Source organism: Propionigenium maris DSM 9537, assembly GCF_027925155.1.
Taxonomy (GTDB): Bacteria; Fusobacteriota; Fusobacteriia; order Fusobacteriales; family Fusobacteriaceae; genus Propionigenium; species Propionigenium maris.
In genome coordinates this window covers 258966-284771 of the sequence record NZ_BSDY01000001.1, presented here as the reverse complement: position 1 = coordinate 284771, position 25806 = coordinate 258966, and the positions used below count along the sequence as shown (strand labels likewise).

Annotated in this window: 38 protein-coding genes; 5 read left to right on the top strand and 33 right to left on the bottom strand. The window is 36.5% G+C overall.

The features are described from left to right. Window positions 1–169: 169 nt before the first annotated feature. Together QMG11_RS01470 and QMG11_RS01465 are read left to right on the top strand one after the other, a co-directional pair. The gene (locus QMG11_RS01470) at window positions 170–370 is read left to right on the top strand and encodes a hypothetical protein (RefSeq protein WP_281832803.1); all 201 of its coding nucleotides are present in this window, start codon (window positions 170–172) and stop codon (window positions 368–370) included. A gap of 413 nt (window positions 371–783) precedes the next feature. Further along, window positions 784–2007 carry an MFS transporter gene (locus tag QMG11_RS01465; protein ID WP_281832801.1) on the top strand — a complete coding sequence of 408 codons (1224 nt, stop codon included), beginning with the start codon at window positions 784–786 and terminating at the stop codon, window positions 2005–2007. 245 nt (window positions 2008–2252) lie between these two features. Here QMG11_RS01465 and QMG11_RS01460 read toward each other — a convergent pair whose 3' ends face one another. The 12 genes from QMG11_RS01460 to QMG11_RS01410 form a co-directional block, all read right to left on the bottom strand. Continuing rightward, window positions 2253–2678, bottom strand: coding sequence for a hypothetical protein (locus QMG11_RS01460; RefSeq protein WP_281832800.1), 426 nt, complete (start codon window positions 2676–2678; stop codon window positions 2253–2255). A 213-nt stretch (window positions 2679–2891) separates the two neighbouring features. Further along, window positions 2892–3794 carry a YadA C-terminal domain-containing protein gene (locus QMG11_RS01455; RefSeq protein WP_281832798.1) on the bottom strand — a complete coding sequence of 301 codons (903 nt, stop codon included), beginning with the start codon at window positions 3792–3794 and terminating at the stop codon, window positions 2892–2894. A gap of 134 nt (window positions 3795–3928) precedes the next feature. Then, complete coding sequence (locus QMG11_RS01450) at window positions 3929–4249, bottom strand: hypothetical protein (RefSeq protein ID WP_281832797.1); 321 nt, start codon at window positions 4247–4249, stop codon at window positions 3929–3931. 147 nt (window positions 4250–4396) lie between these two features. Next, window positions 4397–4522, bottom strand: coding sequence for a hypothetical protein (locus QMG11_RS01445; protein ID WP_281832795.1), 126 nt, complete (start codon window positions 4520–4522; stop codon window positions 4397–4399). A gap of 57 nt (window positions 4523–4579) precedes the next feature. Continuing rightward, window positions 4580–4777, bottom strand: coding sequence for a hypothetical protein (locus QMG11_RS01440; RefSeq protein ID WP_281832793.1), 198 nt, complete (start codon window positions 4775–4777; stop codon window positions 4580–4582). 72 nt (window positions 4778–4849) lie between these two features. After that, a complete protein-coding gene (locus tag QMG11_RS20095) occupies window positions 4850–5128 on the bottom strand; it encodes a GP88 family protein (protein WP_444980827.1) in 279 nt (92 codons plus the stop codon). Window positions 5129–5134: 6 nt separating this feature from the next. Continuing rightward, window positions 5135–5353: a hypothetical protein gene (locus QMG11_RS01435; protein ID WP_281832791.1), complete on the bottom strand. Its 219-nt coding sequence runs from the start codon at window positions 5351–5353 to the stop codon at window positions 5135–5137. A gap of 649 nt (window positions 5354–6002) precedes the next feature. Continuing rightward, complete coding sequence (locus QMG11_RS01430; protein WP_281832790.1) at window positions 6003–6227, bottom strand: hypothetical protein; 225 nt, start codon at window positions 6225–6227, stop codon at window positions 6003–6005. A 53-nt stretch (window positions 6228–6280) separates the two neighbouring features. Continuing rightward, window positions 6281–6538 carry a hypothetical protein gene (locus tag QMG11_RS01425; protein WP_281832788.1) on the bottom strand — a complete coding sequence of 86 codons (258 nt, stop codon included), beginning with the start codon at window positions 6536–6538 and terminating at the stop codon, window positions 6281–6283. Between the two features lie 344 nt (window positions 6539–6882). Then, complete coding sequence (gene hepT / locus QMG11_RS01420) at window positions 6883–7293, bottom strand: type VII toxin-antitoxin system HepT family RNase toxin (protein ID WP_281832786.1); 411 nt, start codon at window positions 7291–7293, stop codon at window positions 6883–6885. Next, complete coding sequence (mntA, locus tag QMG11_RS01415) at window positions 7290–7673, bottom strand: type VII toxin-antitoxin system MntA family adenylyltransferase antitoxin (protein ID WP_281832784.1); 384 nt, start codon at window positions 7671–7673, stop codon at window positions 7290–7292. The genes hepT and mntA overlap by 4 nt, the downstream gene beginning before the upstream one ends. A 230-nt stretch (window positions 7674–7903) precedes the next feature. Beyond that, window positions 7904–8584, bottom strand: a complete 681-nt coding sequence (locus tag QMG11_RS01410; RefSeq protein WP_281832782.1) for a Crp/Fnr family transcriptional regulator — start codon at window positions 8582–8584, stop codon at window positions 7904–7906. A 631-nt stretch (window positions 8585–9215) separates the two neighbouring features. Between QMG11_RS01410 and QMG11_RS01405 the strand changes: the two genes are divergently transcribed. From QMG11_RS01405 to QMG11_RS01395, 3 genes are all read left to right on the top strand, one after another. Continuing rightward, window positions 9216–9839, top strand: a complete 624-nt coding sequence (locus tag QMG11_RS01405; protein ID WP_281832780.1) for a putative outer membrane beta-barrel protein — start codon at window positions 9216–9218, stop codon at window positions 9837–9839. A gap of 103 nt (window positions 9840–9942) precedes the next feature. Further along, a complete protein-coding gene (locus QMG11_RS01400) occupies window positions 9943–10479 on the top strand; it encodes a lipoprotein (protein WP_281832778.1) in 537 nt (178 codons plus the stop codon). A gap of 195 nt (window positions 10480–10674) precedes the next feature. Beyond that, window positions 10675–11142, top strand: a complete 468-nt coding sequence (locus tag QMG11_RS01395; RefSeq protein ID WP_281832777.1) for a Dps family protein — start codon at window positions 10675–10677, stop codon at window positions 11140–11142. A gap of 571 nt (window positions 11143–11713) precedes the next feature. Here the strand turns inward: QMG11_RS01395 and QMG11_RS01390 are convergent. The 21 genes from QMG11_RS01390 to QMG11_RS01290 all read right to left on the bottom strand — a co-directional run bounded on the left by QMG11_RS01390 (window position 11714) and on the right by QMG11_RS01290 (window position 25775). Then, window positions 11714–11989: a hypothetical protein gene (locus tag QMG11_RS01390; protein ID WP_281832776.1), complete on the bottom strand. Its 276-nt coding sequence runs from the start codon at window positions 11987–11989 to the stop codon at window positions 11714–11716. A 12-nt stretch (window positions 11990–12001) separates the two neighbouring features. Continuing rightward, complete coding sequence (locus QMG11_RS01385) at window positions 12002–12403, bottom strand: M15 family metallopeptidase (RefSeq protein ID WP_281832775.1); 402 nt, start codon at window positions 12401–12403, stop codon at window positions 12002–12004. Continuing rightward, complete coding sequence (locus QMG11_RS01380) at window positions 12400–12657, bottom strand: hypothetical protein (protein WP_281832774.1); 258 nt, start codon at window positions 12655–12657, stop codon at window positions 12400–12402. Before QMG11_RS01380 ends, QMG11_RS01385 begins: the two co-directional genes overlap by 4 nt. After that, the gene (locus tag QMG11_RS01375; RefSeq protein WP_281832772.1) at window positions 12658–13197 is read right to left on the bottom strand and encodes a hypothetical protein; all 540 of its coding nucleotides are present in this window, start codon (window positions 13195–13197) and stop codon (window positions 12658–12660) included. It lies immediately after the preceding gene. Window positions 13198–13236: 39 nt separating this feature from the next. Beyond that, window positions 13237–14208 (bottom strand): hypothetical protein, encoded by a 972-nt coding sequence (locus QMG11_RS01370; RefSeq protein WP_281832770.1) that lies wholly within the window; start codon window positions 14206–14208, stop codon window positions 13237–13239. Continuing rightward, window positions 14201–14806: a phage tail protein I gene (locus QMG11_RS01365; protein ID WP_281832768.1), complete on the bottom strand. Its 606-nt coding sequence runs from the start codon at window positions 14804–14806 to the stop codon at window positions 14201–14203. The genes QMG11_RS01370 and QMG11_RS01365 overlap by 8 nt, the downstream gene beginning before the upstream one ends. Further along, on the bottom strand, window positions 14799–15896 hold the full coding sequence (locus tag QMG11_RS01360; RefSeq protein WP_281832765.1) for a baseplate J/gp47 family protein: 1098 nt from the start codon (window positions 15894–15896) through the stop codon (window positions 14799–14801). The genes QMG11_RS01365 and QMG11_RS01360 overlap by 8 nt, the downstream gene beginning before the upstream one ends. Then, entirely contained in the window at window positions 15893–16189 is a 297-nt protein-coding gene (locus tag QMG11_RS01355; protein WP_281832763.1) for a hypothetical protein, read from the bottom strand. The genes QMG11_RS01360 and QMG11_RS01355 overlap by 4 nt, the downstream gene beginning before the upstream one ends. Continuing rightward, window positions 16186–16680: a phage tail protein gene (locus tag QMG11_RS01350; protein WP_281832760.1), complete on the bottom strand. Its 495-nt coding sequence runs from the start codon at window positions 16678–16680 to the stop codon at window positions 16186–16188. Before QMG11_RS01350 ends, QMG11_RS01355 begins: the two co-directional genes overlap by 4 nt. Before the next feature lie 11 nt (window positions 16681–16691). Further along, entirely contained in the window at window positions 16692–17237 is a 546-nt protein-coding gene (locus QMG11_RS01345) for a phage baseplate assembly protein V (protein WP_281832752.1), read from the bottom strand. Further along, the gene (locus tag QMG11_RS01340) at window positions 17237–18271 is read right to left on the bottom strand and encodes a phage late control D family protein (protein ID WP_281832749.1); all 1035 of its coding nucleotides are present in this window, start codon (window positions 18269–18271) and stop codon (window positions 17237–17239) included. Before QMG11_RS01340 ends, QMG11_RS01345 begins: the two co-directional genes overlap by 1 nt. Beyond that, window positions 18271–18483, bottom strand: coding sequence for a tail protein X (locus QMG11_RS01335; protein ID WP_281832746.1), 213 nt, complete (start codon window positions 18481–18483; stop codon window positions 18271–18273). The genes QMG11_RS01340 and QMG11_RS01335 overlap by 1 nt, the downstream gene beginning before the upstream one ends. Further along, a complete protein-coding gene (locus QMG11_RS01330) occupies window positions 18476–20962 on the bottom strand; it encodes a phage tail tape measure protein (RefSeq protein ID WP_281832744.1) in 2487 nt (828 codons plus the stop codon). Before QMG11_RS01330 ends, QMG11_RS01335 begins: the two co-directional genes overlap by 8 nt. 135 nt (window positions 20963–21097) lie before the next feature. After that, window positions 21098–21430, bottom strand: coding sequence for a hypothetical protein (locus tag QMG11_RS01325; protein WP_281832741.1), 333 nt, complete (start codon window positions 21428–21430; stop codon window positions 21098–21100). Window positions 21431–21774: 344 nt separating this feature from the next. Next, complete coding sequence (locus tag QMG11_RS01320; protein ID WP_281832738.1) at window positions 21775–22293, bottom strand: phage major tail tube protein; 519 nt, start codon at window positions 22291–22293, stop codon at window positions 21775–21777. After that, window positions 22293–23717, bottom strand: coding sequence for a phage tail sheath family protein (locus QMG11_RS01315; protein ID WP_281832735.1), 1425 nt, complete (start codon window positions 23715–23717; stop codon window positions 22293–22295). The genes QMG11_RS01320 and QMG11_RS01315 overlap by 1 nt, the downstream gene beginning before the upstream one ends. Further along, window positions 23717–24001: a hypothetical protein gene (locus tag QMG11_RS01310; RefSeq protein ID WP_281832733.1), complete on the bottom strand. Its 285-nt coding sequence runs from the start codon at window positions 23999–24001 to the stop codon at window positions 23717–23719. The genes QMG11_RS01315 and QMG11_RS01310 overlap by 1 nt, the downstream gene beginning before the upstream one ends. 10 nt (window positions 24002–24011) lie before the next feature. Beyond that, window positions 24012–24491: a hypothetical protein gene (locus tag QMG11_RS01305; RefSeq protein ID WP_281832730.1), complete on the bottom strand. Its 480-nt coding sequence runs from the start codon at window positions 24489–24491 to the stop codon at window positions 24012–24014. After that, on the bottom strand, window positions 24492–25034 hold the full coding sequence (locus QMG11_RS01300; protein ID WP_281832727.1) for a hypothetical protein: 543 nt from the start codon (window positions 25032–25034) through the stop codon (window positions 24492–24494). Then, window positions 25027–25353 carry a head-tail joining protein gene (locus QMG11_RS01295; protein WP_281832725.1) on the bottom strand — a complete coding sequence of 109 codons (327 nt, stop codon included), beginning with the start codon at window positions 25351–25353 and terminating at the stop codon, window positions 25027–25029. Before QMG11_RS01295 ends, QMG11_RS01300 begins: the two co-directional genes overlap by 8 nt. Then, window positions 25353–25775 (bottom strand): hypothetical protein, encoded by a 423-nt coding sequence (locus QMG11_RS01290; protein ID WP_281832723.1) that lies wholly within the window; start codon window positions 25773–25775, stop codon window positions 25353–25355. The genes QMG11_RS01295 and QMG11_RS01290 overlap by 1 nt, the downstream gene beginning before the upstream one ends. Window positions 25776–25806 lie beyond the last annotated feature (31 nt).

Here is a 25806-nt window from a genome sequence, read left to right as displayed (position 1 = left end):
AGGAGTGTGACAAAAAAATAAAAAGATCATGAAAATATTATTAATAATCCTTCATAACTCCTCAATTTATACACCTTACCTCTTTTCCTATAAAAATAATACTTTTAAATAAAAAATACTATTTATTTTTATAGAATTTAGGGGTATACTCTCAAAAAGGGGGGATTGTATGGTTAAGATAAACGGAATCTATTACAATGGGAAGGATATTAATATTATCGCCAGAGATCAGGAGATAGTCATAGAGGGGGACGTGAATACTCTAAATATCAAGGGGAACGTCAGAGTCAAAGGAAATGTTAAAGAGGTATCCTGCAAGGGGAAGGTAGAGGTTCATAGAAAGGTGGAGAACAAGGTAGTAGAGGAATAAAAATTTAAGGAGCCTGGCGGCTCCTCTTTTTTTATACACTTCCTATTATTTTCACTGTTAAATATATTATTTCTGGGAAACAACGGTCTCTCTGTACTTTTAGACTTAAATTTATTTTGAATAACACAGTCCCTTCTATAAGACCCTTACCACTGGTTCTGCTGAGCTTAGAAGATATAGCTGCATCAACTTTAACATTCTTATTCAACCTGTTAATCATAGATTCTACACCGCCCCGCTCCCTACTTTGACATTCTCAAACCTTCTAAACATAATACTTCTCCTATTTTTAGGACTTAATATACCTCTATAATTTCAATAACTTTCAAAATTAAGTATGTGTATTTTTTTGTTGACTTAGAATAAGTTGCATAGTAATAAGAGTATGGCAGATAGCTCAGAAGGGAGGTACTATGAATTTTATATTGTATTTGATATCAATGGGAACCAGTACTATAGGATCCCATATGCAAACTGTTATTATACCGATCTATATACTTAATGTAACTGGATCAGGCCTTGCTATGAGTAAAGCGGCCACTTATTTCACCTTAATAAGATTGTTGCTAACTCCCCTGGGAGGTATTGTAGCTGATAAGTTTAACAGAAAACAGATAATGATACTGACAGATCTGATCAACGCTATGTTGGTTGGAGGTTTTGCACTATTTATAAATCTCACACCCAATGCTATTATCTTAATGCAGTGTATTGTCTTAACTATGTCTACATTCTTTGATTCAGCATGTTCAGCTATATTCTCTGAAATAACTTCTGAAGACAACCTAGAAAAAGAAAACAGTATATTCAGATCTATGCAGGACTTTATAATGTTATTTACTCCGATATTGGCAGTAACTTTGTATGGTTTCGTGGGATTGAAGTTTATATTTCTTTTAAATTCAATAACCTATCTTATGTCAGCAGGAGTCGAGTTCTGTCTTAAATATAAGCCTGCGAATACTCATAATAAAAAGATTACACTCTCTCCTAAAGCCATGTGGGATTCCTATGTTCCTGTGACTGAGTTTTTGAGGAGTAAAAGCGATATATTTGGGCTGATGAGTTTTGGTGTTTTACTGAACTTATTCTTTGTTCCGATTTTTTCTGTATTTATACCATACTTTATTCTCAACGTGTTAAATTTAAGTAATCAGTATGTCGGTTACTTCCAAAGCCTTATGGGGCTTGGGTTCCTACTTGGTAGTTTGTTGATGGTTAAATATATTAAAAGATATAACTTTAGAAGAGGGATAGCCTTCTTTATAACAGCTGAGATAGTTATCTTTACCTTTTTCTTCGGCGGGAATCGGATACTCCCCTTCAATATTTACCTGACGATTACCTGCCTGCTTGCCAGTATATTTGGGATATTCAATTCAGCAGTCAATGCACCTCTTTCGAGCCACCTTCACACTACTGTGGATACCGAGATCAAGGGAAGGTTCTTTTCAATACTACAGGTGTCGATGCAGGGTTTCACTCCCATAGGACTAATGATAATGGGGTTAGCAATAGATAAATATAATGATATTTCAGTTGGTATCGTGGCAGTCGGTCTAATGTATATCCTGGCGGTATTTTATTACTTCCACATGACCAAGCCAGGGAAGTTATATATAACAGCTGAAGCATAAACTAAACTGGAGGAACCGATAGTGAAAGATAGCTCTAGTTCTCTATGAGTGGTTCTCTCAATGTCTATGGCTACTCGCTAAAAAACAGCTTATTAATTATAAAAGAGCTAGGGATTTTCCCTAGCTCTTTTACTTAATTATTATTTTACTTCCTTCCGCCTACATTAATCTCTCTGACCTTGATTGCCGGCTGTCCGACAGTGTGATTATGGCAAAGTCGCATCTCAAACTTTCCTGAAGTTACTTCATCGGACTCTGAATCTATTCTCGTTGCTAGCTTCCTCTTTGTTACACTTTCCTAGAAGCTCTACAAACTTCACTGGCTCTAGTGCTCTATGACCTGGGTAGATCTTCTTGCAGATCTCCGCTACCTTTGTGGCACTCTTAGGACTACTGAATATGATTTCATCTCCACTATCCAGTGTTACTCTACAAGTTCTACCATCTGATAATTTCTCCTTAATAGAGTCCTGCCTTTCCTTTTTTACCTGGAATTTATAGTTATCCAGAATAGGGGTGATAAACTCAGTAAATTTATCTGTAGCCCCTTTTACATCTGCCACATAATCAAAATATTCTGTAGCGGTACTACACTTTAGATCAAAGGATATATATTCTGGAAGTGCTAGGAATCTTCTGTGGTGTACCCTGGATCTTCTGCTCAAAGGCAAGTGCAACAACTGAGACATGATAGAGTTTTAGAAGTTCCTCAATGCTAATACAGTACATTATACTCCTTCCATGTTATTATTTGCGAAAATATCACACAAATAATATACGTCTTAAAAGATGTTAGTGTAATACACTTTTATTAATTTTTTTAATAAACAGTATTTTTAGGCATAATTAAATCTTAGAAAGGGGGAAGATCCCCCAAACTAAAATTAGAAGTTGTAGCTTACTCCTGTAGAGTATCCGAATGTCTCATCTCTATCTGTTCCAGACACTGCAGCATTTACTAATAGGGAGTCGCTGACCTTGTATGCAGTACCAACTGCTACAGATGTTTGATCGTCATAAGACCCTACTCCTGCACCTATTGAGAAGTGTCCTTCCTGGATACCATCATACTTGATAGCACTCATAGCCATAGCCTGAGATACTCCTCTCATTGCTTCCTCATTGTTATCCTTGATCTCCTCTGCATTCTTAGCAATAGCATCCTTGTTTGTTTTTATTGCTTGTGCATTTGATTCTATGTTGTGCGTGTTAGATCTTACTGACTTATTCTCAGCAATCTGATTTTGATTTATAGCTGCTATGTCAGCTTCTAAAGCTGCTGTAGATCCTCCAGTTGTAGATCCTGCAATTGTAGGAGTGGCTACTGGAGTTCCTGTAGGTTGAGCTGTAGGTACTTTATTAGGTGCTAAAGTAGGTGCTAAAGTAGGCTTAAGGGTTGGTGTTAATGCAGGAGTAGCTGTAGGTATAGCCATAGGTACTTTGTTAGGTACTAAATTAGGCTTAAGGGTTGGTGTTAATATTGGGGATACTGCAGGTTGAGCTGTAGCTACTGCCCCTGTAGATACTACTTGAGGTGGAGCTACTACTGGTTGTGTTGGCTTTGGTGGTACTGGTATCCCATTAACAATGTGTGTAGCTGAAAGCTGCCCTGCAGCATAAGGGATGTGTGCGTTGTTAAAAGCTTGAATCCTTCCATTTTGTGCATTAGCTGCCTTATTCATTGAATCTAATTGCTTTTGTATATCAGCTTGTGATGGGGAAGTTGCTGCCATTGCTCCAGATGCTAAGATAAATGTTCCTACTAATGTGATTACTTTTTTGTTCATAATTAATCTCCTTTTTAACCAAAATTTTTAGGTTTCTAAGACCTGATTATGCCTAAAATACTATTTAATTGTTAATGTCCTATGAGTTAAGCGCTCAATCCCAGGTGTAACACGAAAGGTGTTACCCAGAGCATTTAACCTTTAAATGAATGGCTGCATACAAAGTCTCTAGAAATTACAGAAGGGGTTAATGATGCTTTCATTAAGTAAATCCTTCCTTTTCCCTTTTCACTTGATAGATAATATGGGATAAATGTTTTATCATCTGAAGATTCTATAAATTTTATAGTCTTACAGATCCAACTTTCACCATCTCTTTTAATGTAGTATTGGTCACACCATTTAACAGTTGATTCATTTATAATCTTAAGTGCCATCTTTTGATCTATTTTGATACCTATAGTTCTTTGATAATGGTCTTTTAATCTCCTGATTAAAGTTTGCTTACTAAACATAAACCCTCCTATATTCAATTTTTTATCTTAAATACTCAATACCAAGTATTACTAAAAGTAATACCTAGCATTTAATACTTAAACTTTTATAAATCTAGGTTGTAATACATGAAACTAATGATCTTTAGAAACCCCATCCTAGGGGGGTTACTTATCGAATATAAATATATCATCTAGATCTAAATTATATTCCCTCATGATGTTTAAAAGCTCAACTAGCTTCATTCTTTTACCTACCCCATAGTATAAATATGCTTTCTGTCTTATTCTCATGATTGCCCCCTAATTAATTTATCAATCCCAGGGTCATCTTATGGATGTCCACAGCATTTATAAATTAATTCCTAAAATTTTAAATATTATGTATAAAAAAGGTCTGAATCCAAATACAGATAGAGCGAAAACTAAAAGCATAGTTATTCCACCTATTAAACTGCCATCTTTACTTTTTTCTACAATATCCAAGCATTTGAAACTAACACAAAATGCAGCTATTGCTTCTAAAAGCATTTTTAAAAAACTATCCATTCTAATCACTTCCTTCTAATAATTTTAATCCCAGGGGTAATACTTTTAGTGTTACCCCCAACATTCAAGCTACTAGTGCTTTTTAAATGTTATTAACTGGCATCCATTGTCTTTAATGCTGCATTGCTTACAAGTAACACCGCATTCAAGTCCTTTTAGCTGCTGCCCACAGTTGGTGAAGTTATCGGATACATTCGCCACCTTATCAAAATTATCTATTTCTGTTATATGCTCATTGTTCACACTTGCAATTGATGATACATTATCCAGGATGTTAAGCTTTGAAAAGTCATATTGATTATATACTTTTGTGTAGTAGTAAAAGTCTATATGCTCCATGTATTCAGCTATTTCAACCTATGAATCTATATAATCCTGGCTGTAAAAGTCTCCTGCCTGGTGTCTCCTGAAGGTTGCACCTTCTGGCAGCTTCCTTAATTCCTGAATCATCATATATAGTTTACTGGTTTCTATATCATTCAGATCTGAAACCTTAAATTTATATAAATGAATTCCATTCCAATCTCTATCCTCCAGGATAACAACTATATCTCCATAGTAATAGCTCACTGTCATATTGTAATCAGTTTCAAAGTTTTAAAAATTCCCTACCATTCCATTGCAACTTCATCTCTGCAAACTATTGTTTTGAAATATGTAATTTTATTTTTTTCCTCCCCTTGAAAGTAAGATCATATTAGCACCAAATTATTAAGAAACATCAAATTTTTAATTGAAAAATTTTAATACGAAGTGCGTTCAACCCAATAAATACAATGTTATTAAAAAACTATTCTATTAATCAACTGAAAATTTATATAAAATTTATAATTATATTCGAACATTATAAACTATTAATATTTAAAATTTATGTGTAATTTTATTAAATAATTTTAACAAATGGTACTTTATTTACCACTTTTTTTTAAACTAATTAATAGTCAAGTTGTCATATTAAAGTTTGTTAACAATTGGATATAAATTTTAAAATAATTGCAATGTCTGCCACCTCTTCCAGAGTTGCCATCCTAAAATCAACTCCATAGAAAAATATTGAATTTCATAACCGTAAAAATTAAAAGACAAAATTTGGATTTTATGCTTTTACAAATTCTACAAAATAAAATTTACAATTTGTAGCTTTACGAATTCCAATAAAAATCATAGTTCGTAATTCGTATTTTTACGAACTTAAAAAACCGCCAATATTGGCGGTTTCTTTATTCTATCTACTCTCGTGGCCTCTGCTCATATTGTCTAGATCTCTGTGAAAATCCGAGTAGATCGACTGATTATTTCTACCTAGTTCCTTTTCTCTGGAAAGCATCTCCTGTTCCTCATAACTTACACTCTCAACGGGCTGAAGCTCCGACTTCTCTCTATACTCATAGTCTCTTCCAAAGGACAATCCGCTTACAATTAGCATACCCAATAATATTATTTTCTTCATGATCTCATCTCCTTCTAATAATTGATCTTATTCAAAACTATTCAAATCTAAAATTACTTCCTATTTCTTCCCTGACCTGGAGCTTCCTCTCTGAATCTATGATGTCCGGTCTTCTGTCCCTGAGCCATTCTTGTTTGGGTGTTTCTGTACTGTCCTGCACCCTCTGCTCCAGCCTCATAGGCGGTTTTATTTCCTCGGCTTACATAGTTATCGCATACTTTATCTCCGTTCTTATCCACAAAATTAGGTCCTGCTGCAAATAAGCTTGCTCCAACTGCTAAAGTCATAATTCCAATCATCATTTTTTTCATACCTAGTCACACTCCTTTATTCCTTATTGATATCCAAAATTCCATAAATTATTTTTGCACCCTGTCTTTACTCTCTCTTTTCTTATTTAAAGAATAACTTACTAGAATGGCGAAATTGTGACAGTCATATGAAAGTTTAACTTCTGTATCTTCTCCCTTAATCTTCCTTGGAATAAACCTTTAAATTAAAAGAAGGACTGTGAATTTATAGTAAAAATTGAATGTGATCTCTATAATTACTTGGAGTATGAATGACTTCACATAAATATTTTATAAATTCTATACTTTCCTTAACAATTAAAAAGCCCAGGAAAATTTTTCCTGGGCTTCATCATTTATTCTACTTAAAAATCTTCCTCTAGTATTTCTTTTGTTAATTTCAAAGCATCATATATATAGTCCTCGACTACTCTTTCAACTATCTTTAAATTTAATGACTGGTAGTCATGTACTGCTATATTTCTAAAACCTACCATTCCTTGGAGCCTTCCACTCAATTCTGTTGAGATAATCTTATTATCCTCTAAAATTTGAAAGCTGTCCTTACTTGTCTGGGGAACTCCTAATCTCTTCTTTCTAATACAGTGCGTTGCAATATCTATACAGGCTTCACAGAGCCTTTGAACATTTAAAATGATCGAATCTTGTCTCCTAAAATCTTCCAAATTTTTAGGGTTATTCTCATACTCTTCATTTATCCTTTTTATGCACCTTTTAATGGTTTCACTTTTGTTAATAACAATATCATCAATCATAATTCCACTCCATAATTTTCAATTATTTTTTTTCTTTCTTCATTTAACCTTGAATATTTTTTAAAAACAAGCAACTCAAATTTTTCTCTTTCAATAGCACTCCTCTCAAAGATAACTTTACCATTTTCTATTACCTCTTTTTGAAATACCGTAGAAGACTGCTTGAGTTGGACTAAATCTACTTCTCTTTTTATTCTTTTACTTATATTCTGAGCTTTTAAAAAAAAATCAAAAGAATCATAATCTTTTAAAGAATAAACTGCTATATCTACATCACTGCTCCGGGTTGCTTCTCCCTTTGCATAAGATCCAAAAATATAAACTATCTCCTTCTCTATTTCTGAAAGCTCTTCTAAAATTATATCTTTAATTTCTTTCATTTATCTCATCTCCACTAGGCGTCATTTCTACTATAATTATAACATAGAAAGCATACATTAAAAAACAGTACCTTATAATAACTTATAAAAGTTAAATTACTAAAAATAAAAATATTAGCAGCTGGGAAAAGATACTTAGAATGCTTGTAATGATTTATCCTGAAAACATGGATAAATATTTCATTTAAAAAGAGCCCCAGCTGGGGCTCCTATTAATGTTAGGAATCTAATTAAACGTAATTTGGAAAAGTTCCGACCTGTGACTTATTTTTTTCCTTGTATATTGCTTTCAGGTCTTCAAATGATATAATTTCTATTCTTTTACCATTTTTTTTTATAATATTTTTATTTTCTAATGAGTCTAAAATTCTATACAAAGAACTTCTGTCACACTTTAAAAGACTTGCAAAAGTAAAGTAGTTTTCGACAACATAAATTCCATCTTTCGAATGAGAATAAATGATATATGCAATAAACTCTTCTAATGTAAGGACACTTCTAAAGTAATTTTCTTCAACCAATCTTGGAAAGTGTTCAAGGTTTCTTTTTAGAATTAATCTCAAAAATTTATTATTTTCCATTAGCTTCTCTATTTTGCTCTTTTTTATACTGTAAAGCATTGTATTCTTTGAGAAGGTCACAAAGTAATCATTTAGAAAATCATATCCCCCAAGAAATCCTCCGATCTTAAAATCATTAGGATATATTCGCGCAACAAGGTGATTTTTTCCTAATTTATCAGGATAGTAGATATCAAAATATCCTTCCACAAGGAGATAATATTCTAATTTTTCATACAATTCCCTTATTTTTAAATGTTTAATTTTTTTAACATCAACATAAAAAATATCTTTTTCACCTATAAATTCTGAAAATCCACTTTCAAAAAGATATTTTCTTAATTTATTCAAATAAATCACCTCTTAATTTTATCAAAATTCTTACAACGTGATATTATCATAGGGCTAAAAAAAATTAAATGACATGAGACGCAAGTTATTAATAATTACAATTCTCTAGGTACAATCCAGAAGAGTAGGTAGAGAACTGTTTCTCATTTAACTTGAAATAAAGCTTTCTTAGCGATGCCAGTATAAACATCATCACTTCTAATTGGAACGATATAATAAAACTTTATCTTTAGAAGCATTTTTTTAAAAAAAGTATTTTTAAAATAAAAGACACATCCTGGAGAAAGTCATAAACGCACTCTCTTTCTGTTTATTCCTTTTATTATAAACCTACAAATCTAATATATCTATTACTTAGATTTTTTACCACACTTACTTACGTGTTCTCAAAAGAAATCTATGTAAGGAAACCATCATTTTATTTATTCGTGCCACAGACTTTAGAACAAAATCTAATTTTGTTCTATTTTCATTTCCTTATAATTAATGTTTGAACTTACCTTTGGGTAACATTGTATACTTAAATTCCTGAAAAGTTACTATATTTCAAACCTAACTTTTAGTCACAAGATATACCAACACTAATTTACGCTTTTTAAAAATATAAATATAAAGGAGAGAGAAAATTATTATGAAAAAGTCATTAGTTACAATTGCTACACTAGGAATCATTGCTACTTCAGCAGAGGCAGCACAGGGGGACCTGTCATTCATTCCAAAGCTTAAGATGGGAAGGGAAACAACTACAGGAGATATTGGAAATGTCTATGGTGGGGAAATAGATGTTTTATATGGTGTTACAAACAATTTAGAGGTTGGTTTCAATATGGGGTACAACGTATATGATTTAGATGTTTCAATGGAGATGGAAAGTACTGATGAGAAGGAAAGCTTCAAAGATTTAAATACTCTTTCATTAGCAGGTGTAATCAGATACAACTTCAATGAGATAAATGGAATGAAACCATTTGTATCTGCTAAAGGTGGATGGCTATGGGGAGACACTTCTATTGATGCTACTCTTTTAGATAGTGATGGTAGTTTCCTGGTTAAAGAGGAGTACGAAATCGAAGGTAAGTGGATAGCCGGCATTGCCACAGGAATAGAATACAATAACTTCAATGCAGAATTAGGATTTGAGTTGAGTAAGTTTAAAGCAACAGGTACTGCCAAAGGATTTGATGGCTCCAAAGACAGTGATTCCGATACAGATAAGTTCAGAACTGTTTATCTTGCCGTTGGTTACAGATTCTAACATTTAATAAATAAATCATCGCTCATGCGAACCTACATAATATCTATTAATAGAATGGTTCTCAAAAGAAGCTGTTCGTAATTTTACTAAGGAGAGAGTTTTTATGAAAAAAATTAATAAGTTATTTGTTCTGCTACTGTTACTTATCGTTACTGGTTGCAGCAGCGTTATTGCTACAAGAAGTACCTTTGATATTGCTGCTACAGAATTAAATCAGCATGAAGTCCTCAATATAGTTGAAGACATCCTTAAGGAAGAAGGAATGATAGTGGCAAATCTTGAAGACAAAGGCGGATACAAAGTCGTTAAAGCAAGCGAGGTTATAAACGATGAAAAGGGCAAAACCGCTACAGATATGGCCATGGGAATAGCTATAGATTATTTCATTGGCCACGATGAATTCAGGCTTTTCTTTGTGCTTGATGAGGGTAAGATGTATCTCTACGGTACTCAGAGAAGAGTCAAGGATAAGATCTTCACAAAGACCTATGAATACGTAAATATGGATATGGATTATGGAAATGCTTCTCTTATGAAAATGAACAAGATATCTGCTAAAATAAAAGAGGGTATCGGAATGAAGGGAAGGGTATGGAATACCACTGGAAAGGGTCTTGGATCCAAATATGGTGTAAATTAAATTCTATTTCTTTAGAGAGAGCTTCTTTTAAAAGAAGCTTTTTTTTATATAATAAAAAAACCTTGGGTTTAATCCTGAAGAAGAATTCATCGTTTTAAATCATTATCGGTTATATCACATAATTTAAAAAAAGGATTTTTAAATTATTCTCAATATAAAATTATTGTTTTATTTTATTTTCTGTAGGAGGGATATATGAGAATAGGTCTTAATAAAGAGAAAACAGCTAAAGTGAATCATGAGCTTAATATTTACCTTTCAAACTTACATGTACTTTACACTAAAATACATAATCTTCATTGGAATGTTGTAGGAGTTGGGTTCTATGAAATGCACCTAAAATTAGAAGAATTCTATACTGCGACTGCACTGGAACTTGATGAAATTGCTGAACGAATCCTTACTCTAGAAGGTCGACCTCTTGCAAGTATGAAGGATTATATAGAGAACGCCACTTTAAAAGAAATAGACAGCAAACCTATAAAACCTGTTAAAGCTGCTGAACTTGTATTTAAAGATTTCCAAAAGGTTTTAAAACATTTAAGAGAAATTTCCGTTTTAGCTGCCGAAAACAGTGACGAGCAAACTGTAGGAATGCTCGACAATTATATTGGTATCTATGAAAAGAATCTCTGGATGTTAGGTGCATATTTAGAAAATTAACTTGTTATAAAAAGAGGGTAGCTATAAGCTACCCTTTTTTAGTTGTCTCCAGTAACCCCTTTTAAAAGTTCTTCATCTGAAATTTTCTTTAATCCATCTATAGACTTTCCTTTATACCTTCTTTATCACTTTTGAGAGCTTCTATCAACTTTTTAATAAATACCATATATCCACATCACACTTATTAGCAGAATATAAGCCAGTGTCATTCCCCAGTCAATTTTTTTGCCATCATTTATTCTAAAAAATATCCAAGCAATAAATAAACCAAGAGTTACCCCCGGAATTATAGCAGCAGACATATCAATCACTTCATTCTTCATAGAGAGTTTTTTTAAGCAACATAATCCTAGCATTTTCCACTATTCATGTCTAGATATTTTGTTCCAGAAACTAGTTTTATAAAGTGTTTTTTATTAATCGGTCGATTTTTATTTGGTTCTTTATAGATTTTAAAAGCCAAGGGTTGAAATCCTTGGCTTTTAAAATTTTATATTAAATCGTAACTTAATCAGCTCTGTCTTCCTCTTAAGAGGATTCATATATAAGGACCAATATTTATTCTTTATCCCTATTCCTTCAAACCCAGATCTAGCTTTACCTTCTTCAACTCATTCTTGACAGTATCATTATCAACTAGATTAGTATCCCCTCTAAAATCAGCCATCATTAGCCCTCTCTCAAAGGCTTTAAGTCTATCCGATAGAATCTTAGCCAATGCAGGTGGAATACTCTCAGAAACACTCTCACCTAGTTTGAGGAATAATGGTACAGGTAAAATCCATCCTGCTAAAAATGTAGCCAGAGGTAAAATTAAATTTAAATTCTCTTTTACGAAATCAAACACGCTATCACTCTCCTAATCATTAATCTGAAAATGTGGCCAATCCTCAAACAATTTCCAATGCCCTCCATAGCTACAGTTATACCCCAACAGCTGACCTACTCTAAGAAGTTCCTCTCCTACCTGTCTGAATTGCTCTGTATCATTCCAATCATTGTCAAAAGGATATGGAATAAAGTCTATTGCTTTTCCTGTCTGGTGATATGATTTCTTCTTTACCCCATCACAATTAGTCACTCTCTTTCCAGCTTTAGTTCTACCTTGTGCATAAAGAGTTTGCTGCTCTTGCTTAGTTCTAAATCCAGAGGTAATTGTAAAATCTACATTTCCTTCAGCTAAAGCAGCCCCTATGATAACTGCAAGCTTAGGATCTATATTCTTTATACTCTTATTACTTCTACTACCTAACCTATTCATTTTAACCTCTCCTTTAACAGCTCTATGGCTAGCTTTAAATACTCCTTAATATCCTTGTGTTCCTTTGAATGGCCAGACTGATAGTTCCCAAAATCCTCCTTATCTAGCTTTTTCTTGTCAAGAAACCTTTCAACACTGGAGATTTCTGCTTTAATCTTCCCCTGCTCCCTCCAGAGATAGAAGAAAAGAATAAATAACACTGCTATAAGCCCTTGTACTGGATCCTTAAGCAGTAATTCAATTATAGATACCATCTACTCCCCCTTATATGTTTCAGAAAGCTCATAGCAAAGATCAGAGTGTCTCTTTAAGAGTTCGCTAACTTTGGCCTCCAGCGAAGCAATATACATCCCTAGTGATTTTCTTGAAGTTATTTGAGCTTGTGTTACCTCCATCTCTCTTTCTGTTATTTGAATTTTACCATTTAAATATTTTCTTTCAAGTTCAATATCATATACCCACTCCTCTCCATTCCAGTTATGAAATGGACTTGGAGAAGGAACTTGCTTTATGTTATCTCCTTCAAGTATCTCTCCTTCTCCTAGAAACCTATATCTCAACTCAACCTGCTCTCTGTCATTATAAAAATATAGGGAAAAGTCCTTTTCTATTCTGTAAGGTCCAGTTAATTCTCCCTTGTAAATAAAGTGAATCTCAGGGTTATAGTCATAAGGGAAAGCTTTTTTATAGTCTTCATCTATTCTTTCTCCATCAAGATCAGTACTTTTTAAAAGCTTTTTCTCCGCCTCTTCCCAAGAAGTCGCTATCTTTCTTTCAAACAAGTTATATTTCATTGCTCACCTCCCTTTAAACTAGCAGAACAAACTTAGATATTACAGATAATCCAACTGCTTCCAACCGTACCATATATCATTGTAACAACCACCGATAAACTTATTTGATACAACTCCATTATGATTTCCAGTGTACTCAACCGTAATTCTTAAATTACTAAGTCTTTCAATAATTAATGTTCCACCATTTACAGGAGCATCAGTTATAGCGTCAATATTAGCAGCTAAAACTAGCCTAGATTTGTCAGGTAGGATGTCTATTATTTGCTTCGTTGTAACTGGAGGATTTAGCCCTAACTCCTCAAACCTTGTGAATTCTAATATTTTACAAAACGGTTGTAGGCTATCTATTTGTTCTGTATTATTTAAGATTGCTGCCTTGTTGGTATCTGTAAATCCAATTGCTTCTTTAGCTTTATCCCAGGCTTTCTTAACTGCCTTAGCAGTTGCTACAAGTATAGAGCTGTCTGTCTCTGCGCTATCTGTTTTATCTAGGTTGAACCCACTATTCTTATCAAATTTATCTTCCTTCTCAGCTAGTCCCTCTGTAAGGTCCTTTATAGTGGCATAGACCTTACTCTGATCTATCACAGCATTAACATTGGCAGCATTGGAAATATAGGTTATTACGTCTTCCACCCTCTCAAGAACACCTCCCCCTTCAGCCGGTATCAGATCCGGGGTATCTGTGTAACAGTAAGAGTAGAGTATCTCTATTCCATCTTCTCCCCTGGCAAAGACCCCTATTTCCCTCAAGTAAGTGTCTTCCATTATCCCGCTGTTACTAAAGGCTGTCCTTACCCTGTAGCTGCCTCCCACAAGTTTCGCGGTACTTGTTATGGCAAGCACCTTGAATGGCTCTATTAAGCCTGTAAGCTCTTCATAGTCACCACCGGGAACTCCCTTTCCCAGCTCTACTTTGGTGAAAGTAAAAGCCTCTCCACCTATAACAGCCCTTGCCAGGAGGTCTTTTCCCAAGTTGGTAAGGGTATTCCCTGTATATTTAGCCATTTAACCCTCCTATATATTTCTCTGCTTCTGATATAACCTCTGAACTGAATGGAATCTTCTCAAAAAGAGAAAGATGAGTAGTAATACCATGGTAATTAGTTCCTTCCCACTGATTACTTACTATAATTCCTTCCAGATGGCTCCTCTCATTCTTAGTTATCTCTATAGCTTTGTAGATCTCAGTCAGTTTATTTCCAGGAGGAGAGCTAGCTCCTACTATCTTAAAGTGATATGGCTCCATATTCGACTGCCACCACTCTAGAAGCTCAAAATCCCCGTGGATATCTTGAACTGTCTTCTCCACAGCATAGCTGGTCCCCTTAGTCTTCCTAACTATATAGGATGTCTCTACTAGCTTAGCCTTTACACTCTTAGGTAATGTCTGCTCATACCCTTCAGTTCTCCACTGATAGGCCAATTCATCCAATACAGCTTCATTAAGGCTTTGAAAGTCTCCATAGACAAAGAGGTTCCTTTCTCTTGCGTTAATCAGATCCAGCTCCTCCTGGATAACCTTCATAATTAGGCGAACCTCCTCATCCTCCTGCATAAAATATGGAAGCAATTTAAGAATATCCAGGTTATCGATCTTAGTCATCCTCTATACCTCCATATATTGGATTAACACTTGTTTCTTTTGCCACTTCAAAGATGTTTACAGGAGTAAATAGGGGCTTTCTTATCTCAAGTCTCTTAGCACCGGCATTTCTCACAAGGTAACTTAGCTCAGTTGGGTTAATATCCCTTTTAAGAGCTCCCTTTTGCCAAAGAACATACTCATCAACAGCTTGCAGAACCTTGTTCTGAATCTCATTAACAAGCCCTATATTGCTCCGGGAGATGTAGTAGGTAAAATCTATCTCATAGGGGATCTGTGTAGGCTTATTTACCTCCAGGTTGTCTGTAAGCGGCCTTCTCTTGCTGTCGCTGCATGTAGACATTACATCAGCTAGTACACTGTCTGAGGGAAGCTCTCCTCCCTTCATAAGAGGAGTCACCCTCACAGTGCCTGGAGTTGTTTTGGCAGCATCCACATCGATAATATCCTGGTTAGCTGTCTTGGCCCAATACTTATAACCGTCTCCAGGACCTGCAGTTGAGAACTTACTAGGAGCCTCCATTATTCTTTTCTTTAGGCTGTTGTCTGATTCTACCTCTGCTCCTCCCTGGGAAGTCTCAAGGTTTCTCACAGCCTTATAGAATGGAAACGGATCTACTATCTTGTTTATTTCACCAGGTAGGAACCCATTCCCTACTACTCCAGCTTCAGTACAAAAGGCAATGACGTCCTTAGATATTTCTCCCGGCTTAAATTCAAAGTATTCTGTTAAAAAATATACATCATTCCCAGGAGTTACCCTTATCGGACTAACTGCAATGAGATGTTCCTTAGGTTCCTCTATTTCAAACCTTAAAACTACACTGGCTCTGTGTGCCGGCAGCCTCTCTGTATCGGTAAATGTTCCTATCTCATCTGCATACTCTCCCTTGGTGTATCTCACAAAGTTCATCTTAAACCCTTCATTTGTAGTTTCATTCCTTACAAATAGGGCGTAGGCTACTGTCTGAAAGATCCAACGTCTTTCATCAGCTAATCCTAAGGACTCTTTACTGTATCCCTCAAATCTGTTTACCATTCTAGCTGTTATATCTTCAGCTGTCTCCTTATGAATATCTATACTACTCAAACTACTGTCACCTCCACCTTTGGTCTTAAGATTCCTCTCTGATGATCTAGAGTATATGTCACCTTCTCCACCTTAAGCCTGGGTTCATACTTCTCAAACTGCTCCTTGATCTTCATAAGCCCTTCTGCTCTATTTATAGGGGTGTCTACAATACTCCCATCTATTCCTATAGCTCTTCCCAGGACAACCTCTCCCTGGATAACTGAGAGTAGGTTACAACCATTATGAAGGATTCTTTCTATACCTTTAGCTTTCAGATCAATCTTCTTCCTTGCTTCCAAAATATATATCATGGGATTATTGCTCCTTGGTTATAGTCCTCATGGACAATCTTCTTTTCTGTTTTCTTCTTTGGAGTACTGACTACTTCAATAGTGCTTTCTACTTCATCTATATACTCCTTAAGAGACAAACCGACATCAATCTTCCTTATCTTTCCGTTATTTGTTATGTACTCATAACCGGCATCATAGGAGTCTATAACAAACTTTCCCAAGAGTTCTTGGCCAAGTACAAAATCCAGGACCTTACCGGCTTCTGAATAGGCAATAAGAATGCCTAGAAGCACCTTAGGCTTTTGTCCAAGGTCACTTCTTAGGGAGATATCCAGTTTTAAACTTTCCAGAGAGAGGTCTATAAGCTCCAATACCGGTTTTAGTCCTCTTCTTTTATGCTGCTCATAGTTAGCTCCACCACTTCTCTTAAGATTGGTAAAGTTCAGGGCTTTGATGTTGTTTCCATCAAAAGTTACAGAGAAGGGGATCTCTCCCAGTATTCCTATCATAGCTTTCCTCCTTATACTGGCGGGGTGGTAGGCCTGTCCTCTGCATCTACATGGGTATGAGCATTATGAGAACCTTTATCTGTTACCACATCAGCACAATTGATGTCATGATCGAAGTTACTCTCATCTGCAGACACATTAAAGGATTCAGCGACAATATTTACCTCTCTTGCCTGGATATTGACCACCTTGCCACCCGAGATGTCTATATCCCCCACACAATCAATTTCTAAGAGGCTTGCTTCCAGGTCGTATTTAAGCCTGGTTCCATCTGGAAAGAAGATATATTTTATCTTTCCCGTATCAGCTGGCAGGTTCTTCCCTGAGTAGTAGGCTCCTACAATAAATCCTACACTGGGGGCATGAGGGAAAAAGATACACACTACATCCTCACCTATGCTAGGCATCGAGTATCCCTTGCTCTTATTACTGTTGGTGGACAAAATCTTCAGCTCTTTAGAAATTACCCCTGGAGCATCATCATACTCAACTCTGGCACTGCATCTTTTATAATTAATAGAGGATATCTTTCCACTCCTCATAAACCTGAACTCCATCAGAATGCCAGCCTCCTTTTACCTGATATGCTGCAGATATAACCTTTATCCAGGCTATGCGTTACAGACTCAATAAGGTATGTCCCGCTATATATCCCAAACCCATTCAGTGACATAGTAAGCCCTGGAGCATACCCAACATCTCCCATATTGCTTATGCTGACCTTGGTCTCGTTTCTATTGCTGCTCCTAAGGAGCTTCTTAGCCCTTTCATCGAGAAACTTCTCCTTTTCCTCCTTTGTTCTCCCGGTAACCCCTGTGTCCATATTCTTATATAGTACTTTTCCTGTTTTGGCTTTATATAGACGACTTGCCGGGGCTTCAAACCTTCCTTTAAGCTGCTCCCCCAAGTCAGGGTCGTAATATGTAATCTCACAGGTATCATAGACATCTAGGTCATCACATTGAAGGTTATATTTTATAAGTGATGATTTATTGAATGAGATAATGCTTTCTAAACTCTCATACTTCTCCTCATCAAAAATAATTATTTGGGAATCTGTAATCTTCATTTTAAGCCCCTGTTCTCGAGCTATCCGGTATAATAGATGGGAATCACTCTCCTTTATCTGATCTATCTTGTCATAAAGAATGTCTTTCTCATAACCATAGAATAGCCTCATAGAATTCTTTTTGGCTATCTCCTGGGCTACCTCTCTAAGAGATATATTTTCCCAAGTTCCATCTCTCTTTACATCCTTTAAGCCTTTAGAGATGTCCATCGAGGTTCCAGACACTGTCATTAGATCTGGAGCCCCACTAAAGGAAATATCATCTACAGTAAAAGTCCCGCAATTAAGAGATCTGTCGTCTCCTTCCTGGAGCCAGTTGGTAACTACTATCTCCATCTGGAATTTATCTCCTTTAAGTATTGGCCACTGATTGATCCATTTATCCCCCAAAAGAGTAAAGCTTGCAGAATCTCCTTTGTCTAGGTTATCTGTATAGGAGGCACTTTTTAAATATGGTGTTATTTCTCCTGTAATATCTCTTCCCTCATAAATTATCCTTACATAGCTCCTTCTAACTTTCATTATTGCCTCCAGGGAGGAAGGGTTGAGTTTTTCTCCTTAGGTATGTCAGGACAGATCAATTCCATATCACTACTGAAGATCGCTATATTCATATATTTCGGATTTGCTTTTATTAATTCTTTTGAATACTTATCCTCCCCGTATACTTTATGACTGATACTGTCCCACATATCTCCTTGAATAGTTTTGTAGATATCCACTTCTCTATTCAAAACTCAACCTCCTTTTTGATCTTTCAATTTCTTCTAATTTTTTTTCTATTTCATCTCCTATGAGTTTTCCTAAGTTTGCTGTTTCTTTTTCTATTTCTTTTAAAGAAAATATTTTATATTTATCAATTATAGGACTTATTGAGATATGGACATCTATTTTGTTGTTAACTTTTTGATTTACTTTAGTTTCTTGAATCTTTGAAGCTAAGTCGGGGATCCCTTTTCCTACAAACATTCCCATTCTATTTCCAGCATCATACCAGAGAGATCTAGACCTTCTGCTGCCGTCATGGGGTATTATTGATTCTTTAGAATCACCCACTATAGCCAGGTGCGGACTGGTTACTACTCCACCTCTTTCATATGCCGGCACACCTTCACCGGTGTACTTTTTATATTTTTCCTTGGCCCATTTAAAGGCTCTTCCCGGCACATTGAATTTTTTCCAAAGATCACTCAGCTTCAGTATCCCACCACTTATATAGTCATAGATATTCTTGAAACCCTTCTTTATAAGATGCCAATTCTTGTATATTGCATAACCAGGAACCATGTGGAGAAAAGCCTCCTTCACTAATGGGATTCCCTGTTTTAAATATGCTCCTGTTGCCTTAAATCCCTCTTTAATCTTGTCCCAGTTTTTATATGCCAGATAACCTCCTGCAACTACTGCTCCTATTCCTAATACCCATGGATTAAACAGAGCTGTTTTTCCTACAGCTCCCAGTGTGGTTATCACTGTCTTTAGACCTCCTAATATAGGTCCCCATTGCTTCCAGCCTTTTATGAGCATAGCTGTATCCTTTAGGAAGATGAGATCCTTTTTAGTGTTTCCCAGCATCTTCAATCCCATCACAGCTCCACTTGTGCTTAACTTCAAACCTATAAAACCTGCAGCACCATATGAAAGCACCTTTGAAACTTCCGGGTACTTTTCTGTAAATTCACTTATTCCGCTGCTAAACTCTCCCATCATGCCAGCTGCACTCCTAATTGGAGGAAGAAAGAATCTTGTAGTTGCAGCTGCCATACCTGCAGTAGCTTTCATTGCCAGCTTCAGATCTGTAGCAGTTGTATCCAGCTTATTATTGTATTCAGCTATGACACTTCCTGAATACTTGCTGACATCCCCTACAAGCTTAAAATTCTGCTGTAGAAACTCAGTGTTACTTATAAGCATTCCCATACTGTTCATTGCTTCCTCGCCAAATAGCTGTTTAGTTACAGATAACTGCTCAGCTTTATCTAACTTATTAAGTCCTTCGAACACCTTCATCAGTGTCCCTTCAGAATCCTTCTGAAGATCCTGAGCCACCTGAATAGCATCTAAGCCCATCTTCTGAAATGCACTAGATACGCTACTGGTCGCTGCTTCTCCTGATGCCAGAGTCCCGTAAAGCTTTCTTATGGCTGTAGAGGCAGTACTAGAGTCTTTTATCCCCAATGCAACCAGGGTTCCTCCCAGTGCGGCTGTTTGAGCTTCTGTAAAGTTAGCAAGTCTACCAAGAGATCCTACTGTAGTAGTCATTTCTGCAACCTGAGCCGGTTTTACCTTAATGCTATCTCCTATAAGGTTCATCTGATCTGCCAGAACCATTACTTCTTTCTGACTCATTTTAAATGCCTCTCTCCAGGTAGCCAATGTATCACCAGCATCTCCAGCTTCCATATCAAAAGCTACCGATACTTTAGCTGTGTCTGCAGCAAACTTAGGGATCTCCTTTAGATTTATTCCTGCCTGTCCTGCAGCTGCAGCAATCTCGTATATCTCAGCATTGAACTTAGGAATATCCTTAGTTGCTCTTTTAAGTTCCTTCTGAAACTTCTCTGCTTCCTTACCTGTTAGTCCTGTAGTTTTCCTTACATCTGCAAAAGCCTCTTCATCATCTATTGCAAACTTAACTGCGACTCCTAAGACTGCAGCTTCTCCTGCTGATCTGGTAAAGGTACCTCCTGCATTATCAGAAACAGATTTCTTCAGTCCCTCATATGCTTTAAGCTTCTTCTGACTAGCCTCTACCTTCTTCATAGACCTGGCAAGCTCTTCCTGACTTTGAGAATACTTCTTAGTCTCACTCCTGGCTTCCTTCATCTGCCTCATGCCATCAACCAGAGCTTTCCTTTGCTTCTCAGTACTTATTTTCAGACGGTCCTCTGCCTTCTTAGCTCTCTTAAACTCATTAATCATGGCCTTTGTAGGTTTCTTAGTCTTGTTAAGTGATTTTTGAAGAGCCCCAACCTTCTTGCTAGTCTCATAAAGTTCTCTTTGCTGTCTCTTATACTCCTCTCTCCCCTTGGCGAATTGTTCCTCCAGTTTAGCTTCAGATTGCTTTAACTTTGAAATATGCCTGCTTGTACTTTTTAGCTTATGCATTTCATCGCTAAGCTTCTTTAGTTCATTGGAGGACTTATTAAAACTTTTAGATAAAGAGGGATCCACCACCCCCCCAATCTTCATTATAAAGTTCCTGTTACTCACTAGGTATCGCCTCCAACCAACTTACTAATTCTTTCAGTCTCATTCGATAGAAGAACTCAGCTCCACTCCTACTAACCATCCCTGCTGTGAGGATGGCTTCCCTCAGTTTCTGAATCTTTTTCTCAGAGTCGAGGTCTACCCAAGTAAGAAACCCTTAGCTGCTCCTGTTACTGCTGAAAATTCCTTATGATTTAATTTTAGGATTAGTTCATAGGGTAGCTTAGCTGCCTTTGCTGCCACTGAAGCCTGATATGCAATGGAGTAATTCGCATCTGGAATAGGCTGAAAAAATCTATCTCTGAAGTTGGTTTCTGCCTCACAGATATCTGCTCCAGTTAAGGATCCAAAATCCAGCTCAACTTTCTCAACTTCAAGATCATTAAAAGTAACTTTTTTAGAAAGCTCTACAATGATAGTATTACCGGCTACTTCTACTTTCTTCTCCGGTTCTCTTTCTTTTTCTTTCATATTCTTCTCTCCTTTTCAAATAAAACTTTCAATTTTATCTTGTTTTTTTAGTACTGTTGTAGTATTGTTTTATTGTAGTGTTTGAACCTCTTGATATATTTAACCGTGGACTCCTGTCATAAGATAGGAGTCTCTTCCTTTTTTGTTTTTATTGTCAGCCTTATAACGATTAAATGATATACCTTAAACTTTTTCAAAAAAAACAAACTTCAGTATTGATTTTTTGCTACAGTTGTAGTATTATTTTATCAACACAGATGTAAACCATGTACAGACTGTGTTCAGATGGGCTCCTTACCTTTAGCCAGGAGCCCAGCCCCATTTTTTGAGGGCTTTTTTTATTTCTACAAGAAATCGTCATCTTCTAGATAATTAATCCCATCCACTACAAACTTATTGTTAAGTTTATCTATATGCAGAGTGGGTATTTCATCTACAAATACCCTGATGCTTAACAACTCGAACTCTGATTCCACTTCCATAGATTTTGCAACCTCTCCCTTACCCAAGTTCTTGGCTTTAGGAGCCACATTGGCAACTATCCTTATATTCCTATTCTTCATCTTTCTATATGGCTGACTCGGATCTGCCATAACTACTTTTCCTCTGAAAGTCAGGTTATGAATTCTAGGTGCTAATAATGTAGAAAATTGCTGGTTCACAGCTCTTTTTTTTAACTTCATCTGCATTGCCTGGGTTAATCCTGGAACTGGAAACTCAATCTCTCCTGCTATTCCAGATCCGCTTAAGGTATCTGTCATAAACTGGATATTAGGCAGCTCAATGTCTACCACTCCCAAGTCTCTTATTGCATCCAGATATATACTAAACCCCTGCAGGGAAGTAGGAATTCCTCCTAGCATTAATTACCACCTCCAAATAGTGTCTTCAGATATTCCGTATCATACTCAAGATCAGATTCTATAAGCTCTGCAACTCCTACAGGTCCCATATACCTTTTGAAGTAATACTTTCCATCTATAAGGCTGGTAGTAGGGTTCTCGCTTTGATTAAACTCTATTCTCCCTCCCAAAATCGCTTGCTTAGTTACAAGCCCATTGTAGTAGTCATTATATGAATCCACTATCTTATCCATGAGCTTCGGTGTTGCCGGCTTATCTACATCAAGCCAGTAGGTTAAAGTAAAGTTATTGTTATCCCAGATAAACATTCTCTTATTGGTAATCGTATTGTCCTTAACATCTGTATTGCTTGGATAGCATCCTGTTCTGTTCCCCCAGAGCCTCCAGCCATTGTTGAAGTTAATTGAAGTAGCTATTCCATTGTCATTTAAGTAATTGGCCTGCCCTAAATTAAGCTCAACCTCTGTTCCATCTGAAAGACATATTCCCGTAGTCATGAGTAACTTATTCGAAGGAGACTCAAAGGGGATATCTTCATTATTCTGGTCTATGATATACATGGAAGCTGCTACTAAAGTGGATATATGATAGACCTTATCTCCTAGATTAGCTCTTGGCCAAAAGTTATACTGATTCTCATGGACATAGCTATTCTCATTCTTCCACTCTGGGACCTTGCTATAGGCATCTATAGTTTCAGTATCAATATCTGTGAGAGCTATTCCATTAAAAACCTCATTGATGTCCTTCATACTAGATACCAGAGATTGAGCAACTGCAGGTATGTGTGTCCACCCCGGGGCAAGCCCTATGTTAGGCACTCTGTTATACTTAGTAAATACATTAGGAATAAGAGCAAGTCCCTCATTCTTTAAAGTGGTAGGATCAACTCCTCCTATGATGTCTTCATCGTCCACTGCTGAAGGATCTAATTTCTCATAACTTACTGTCAGATCTCCATCTGCAATAGTTATAGCTATAAGATTTACACTTCCATCCTCATTAAATTCAGCTGTATAATCTGTCCCTTGCACTTTGCCTGTAATCTCTAAGGTGTCCAATAAGACCCCTTTATCTTCAACTTTAGCTACTCCCTTGGTAAAAGTTATAGCTGCATCCGTTACAGAAATTTTATGAACTTTGGGATCAAGGACATTGATCATCACTATAGGCCCCACTTTAAAAAGCCTAAAGAAAACATCTATAGCTTCACATAGAGTGTATTCCTTCCAGTTATCACTCCATCCGAAAGCTTCCAGAGCCTCTTTCTCTGTATAGCAGATTACAGGAGTATTCACCTTAGGATCAGGAGCAGTATTTACAGGGGCAGTTCCAATGATTACTGCAGTATTACCACTCTGAATAATCCCTGCTATGGAGGTAGGCTTTTCTCCGGTTCTTACACCATGGTTAATACTTCCCATTACTTACCTCCCTCTGCTCTCTTATACAGAGCACTCAACCTGGATCCAAGATCTCTCAGTTCCCTACATGCCTCTACATACCCCTTCTTATCAACAAAGAGAGGACTCAGTATAGGTTTTTCTTTTTTAATTTCCTCTACTTCCTTGGGAAGTTCCCCTCTATATACCGCCCCCTTCTCCAGGATCCCCCTCTTAATGGTTGGTCCCATATAGAAGATCGAGCCTTTCTTCTTCCGCTGGAACTTCTTTTCTTTTTTCTCTGGTTTCTTTTTAGCCTCTACCACCTCTACCTCCTTACAAATATTCTCCCTCAGGAGCAATGGTGCTTATTTTAAACTTCAGCTTTGATTCTCCAAGGTAATTGATATCTTCAATCTGACCAAATACCTCATGTTTCATCTTTCTTTCCAATACTCCAAACTCAAAATTGGTATCTTTTAGAAAATCAGCTCTTATCTTGTCTATTAAGGAGATAATATCCCAATGACCAGTTGCATGAACATAATCCGATTTTTCCTTATCTACTCTATCTTGTTTCCCTAGCCCTACAGTTCCATAGACCATCAGTACATCTACTTCACTTTCCAGATCTCCATCTGTGATATCTGTTGTCTGAATAAGCACATAGGGTTTCCCCTTTACAATATCTCCCGGAAGAACTCCTGTTTCAACTATGGGAACTACTCTTTTTCCTTTTATATCTACAAGCTGGGTATCTTCAACTACCGATATAACTCTTCTTTTAATTTCTTGCTCCAGGTTTCTTATTGACATCTATTCTCCTTTTTTATCGAAAAACTTATCAACTTCTATGTCTAGCTGGCCATCTAGCTTCTCCAATGCTGTTTCTTCAAGATCCCTAAAAATATCTTCACTTTCAAGCATCCCACCTATTGAATACCCCCGTTGCATGTCTATAGGATAGGCTGCCTTCCCTCTTCTTCTCCAAATCTGCCCATTCTGTACAAATCCTCTTTTAAGTTCCTTCAGACCTCCGCTTCTGTTCTGAGCTACCCTAATAGGCCCCCTTGAAGGTTGTTCAACTTTAAATCTCGCCAGTGTAAAACGATCTCTTTTCCTGTTATTCTGTATTGCTGCATAACTACGCTTACTTGGATGAGCCCTTCTTACATGGATCCCTTTTCCCAAGGGATCCTTATCAATATAAAATTTCTCCGTTATTTGTTTTATGGCCTCTCTTTTAGTTTCTGTGGTAACAACGTTGATAGCATTTGCCACTACAGTTTCAAGACCATCTGTAATACCTTCTAATTCCTTTTTCAGCTTCTCCAGTGCCTGGGCATCTACATTAATCATAGATCTTTACCTCTATATGAGTCACACCAGCATCCTTGGTTATTTTATAGACTCTATATAACTCGTCATCGATAACAATTCTATCTCCAGGATCATACTCATTTAGAGCTTCAAAATCTGAAGACTTTATCGTGTATGTTTTTTCCTCTGCAGAATAGTTATTTTCCATGAACTTCTGGTACTTCTTACTATCCTTCCTTAGGCTATTGCTGATGATAGCCTCTACTTCCACTCCATCTATATCAACAACCTCAGCAAACTCATCTGTGTTGAAGAAAACATCATCTAGATCCGTTATGAGGTCTTCTTTAAGTCCCATTACTTTGTCACCTGATCAAAGAGGGACTGTGCCTTTTCCTTCTTATTTCCTCCTGTCACTTCAAGACCTAATGTGTCACCTATTCCCTCTATGAGAGAGGTTTCCATTTTTTCCAGGTTCTCAACCTGAAGGAGATACTCCATAACCTTAACCACTTCCTCTGAAGGAGCAGCAGCTTTCTCAGTTTTAAGTTTTTCAATCTCCTCCTGCTGAGCTTTAATAGTTTGGGCATCAACTATCTTCTCTGCTCTAAGGTTTTCCAATATAGCTGCTTCCTTAAACACTACATCCTCATCCTTATACTCAGTAATAAGTTTTGATTCCAGTAGCTCCCCAACCTGAGCCTCTTCTATCTCATAGACCTTACCCTTTTTATACTTTTCATCCCCTACTCTAAAATCACAAAGCACTCTATATTTCATCAGTCTTCTCCTTTTTAAACTTAACTGCACT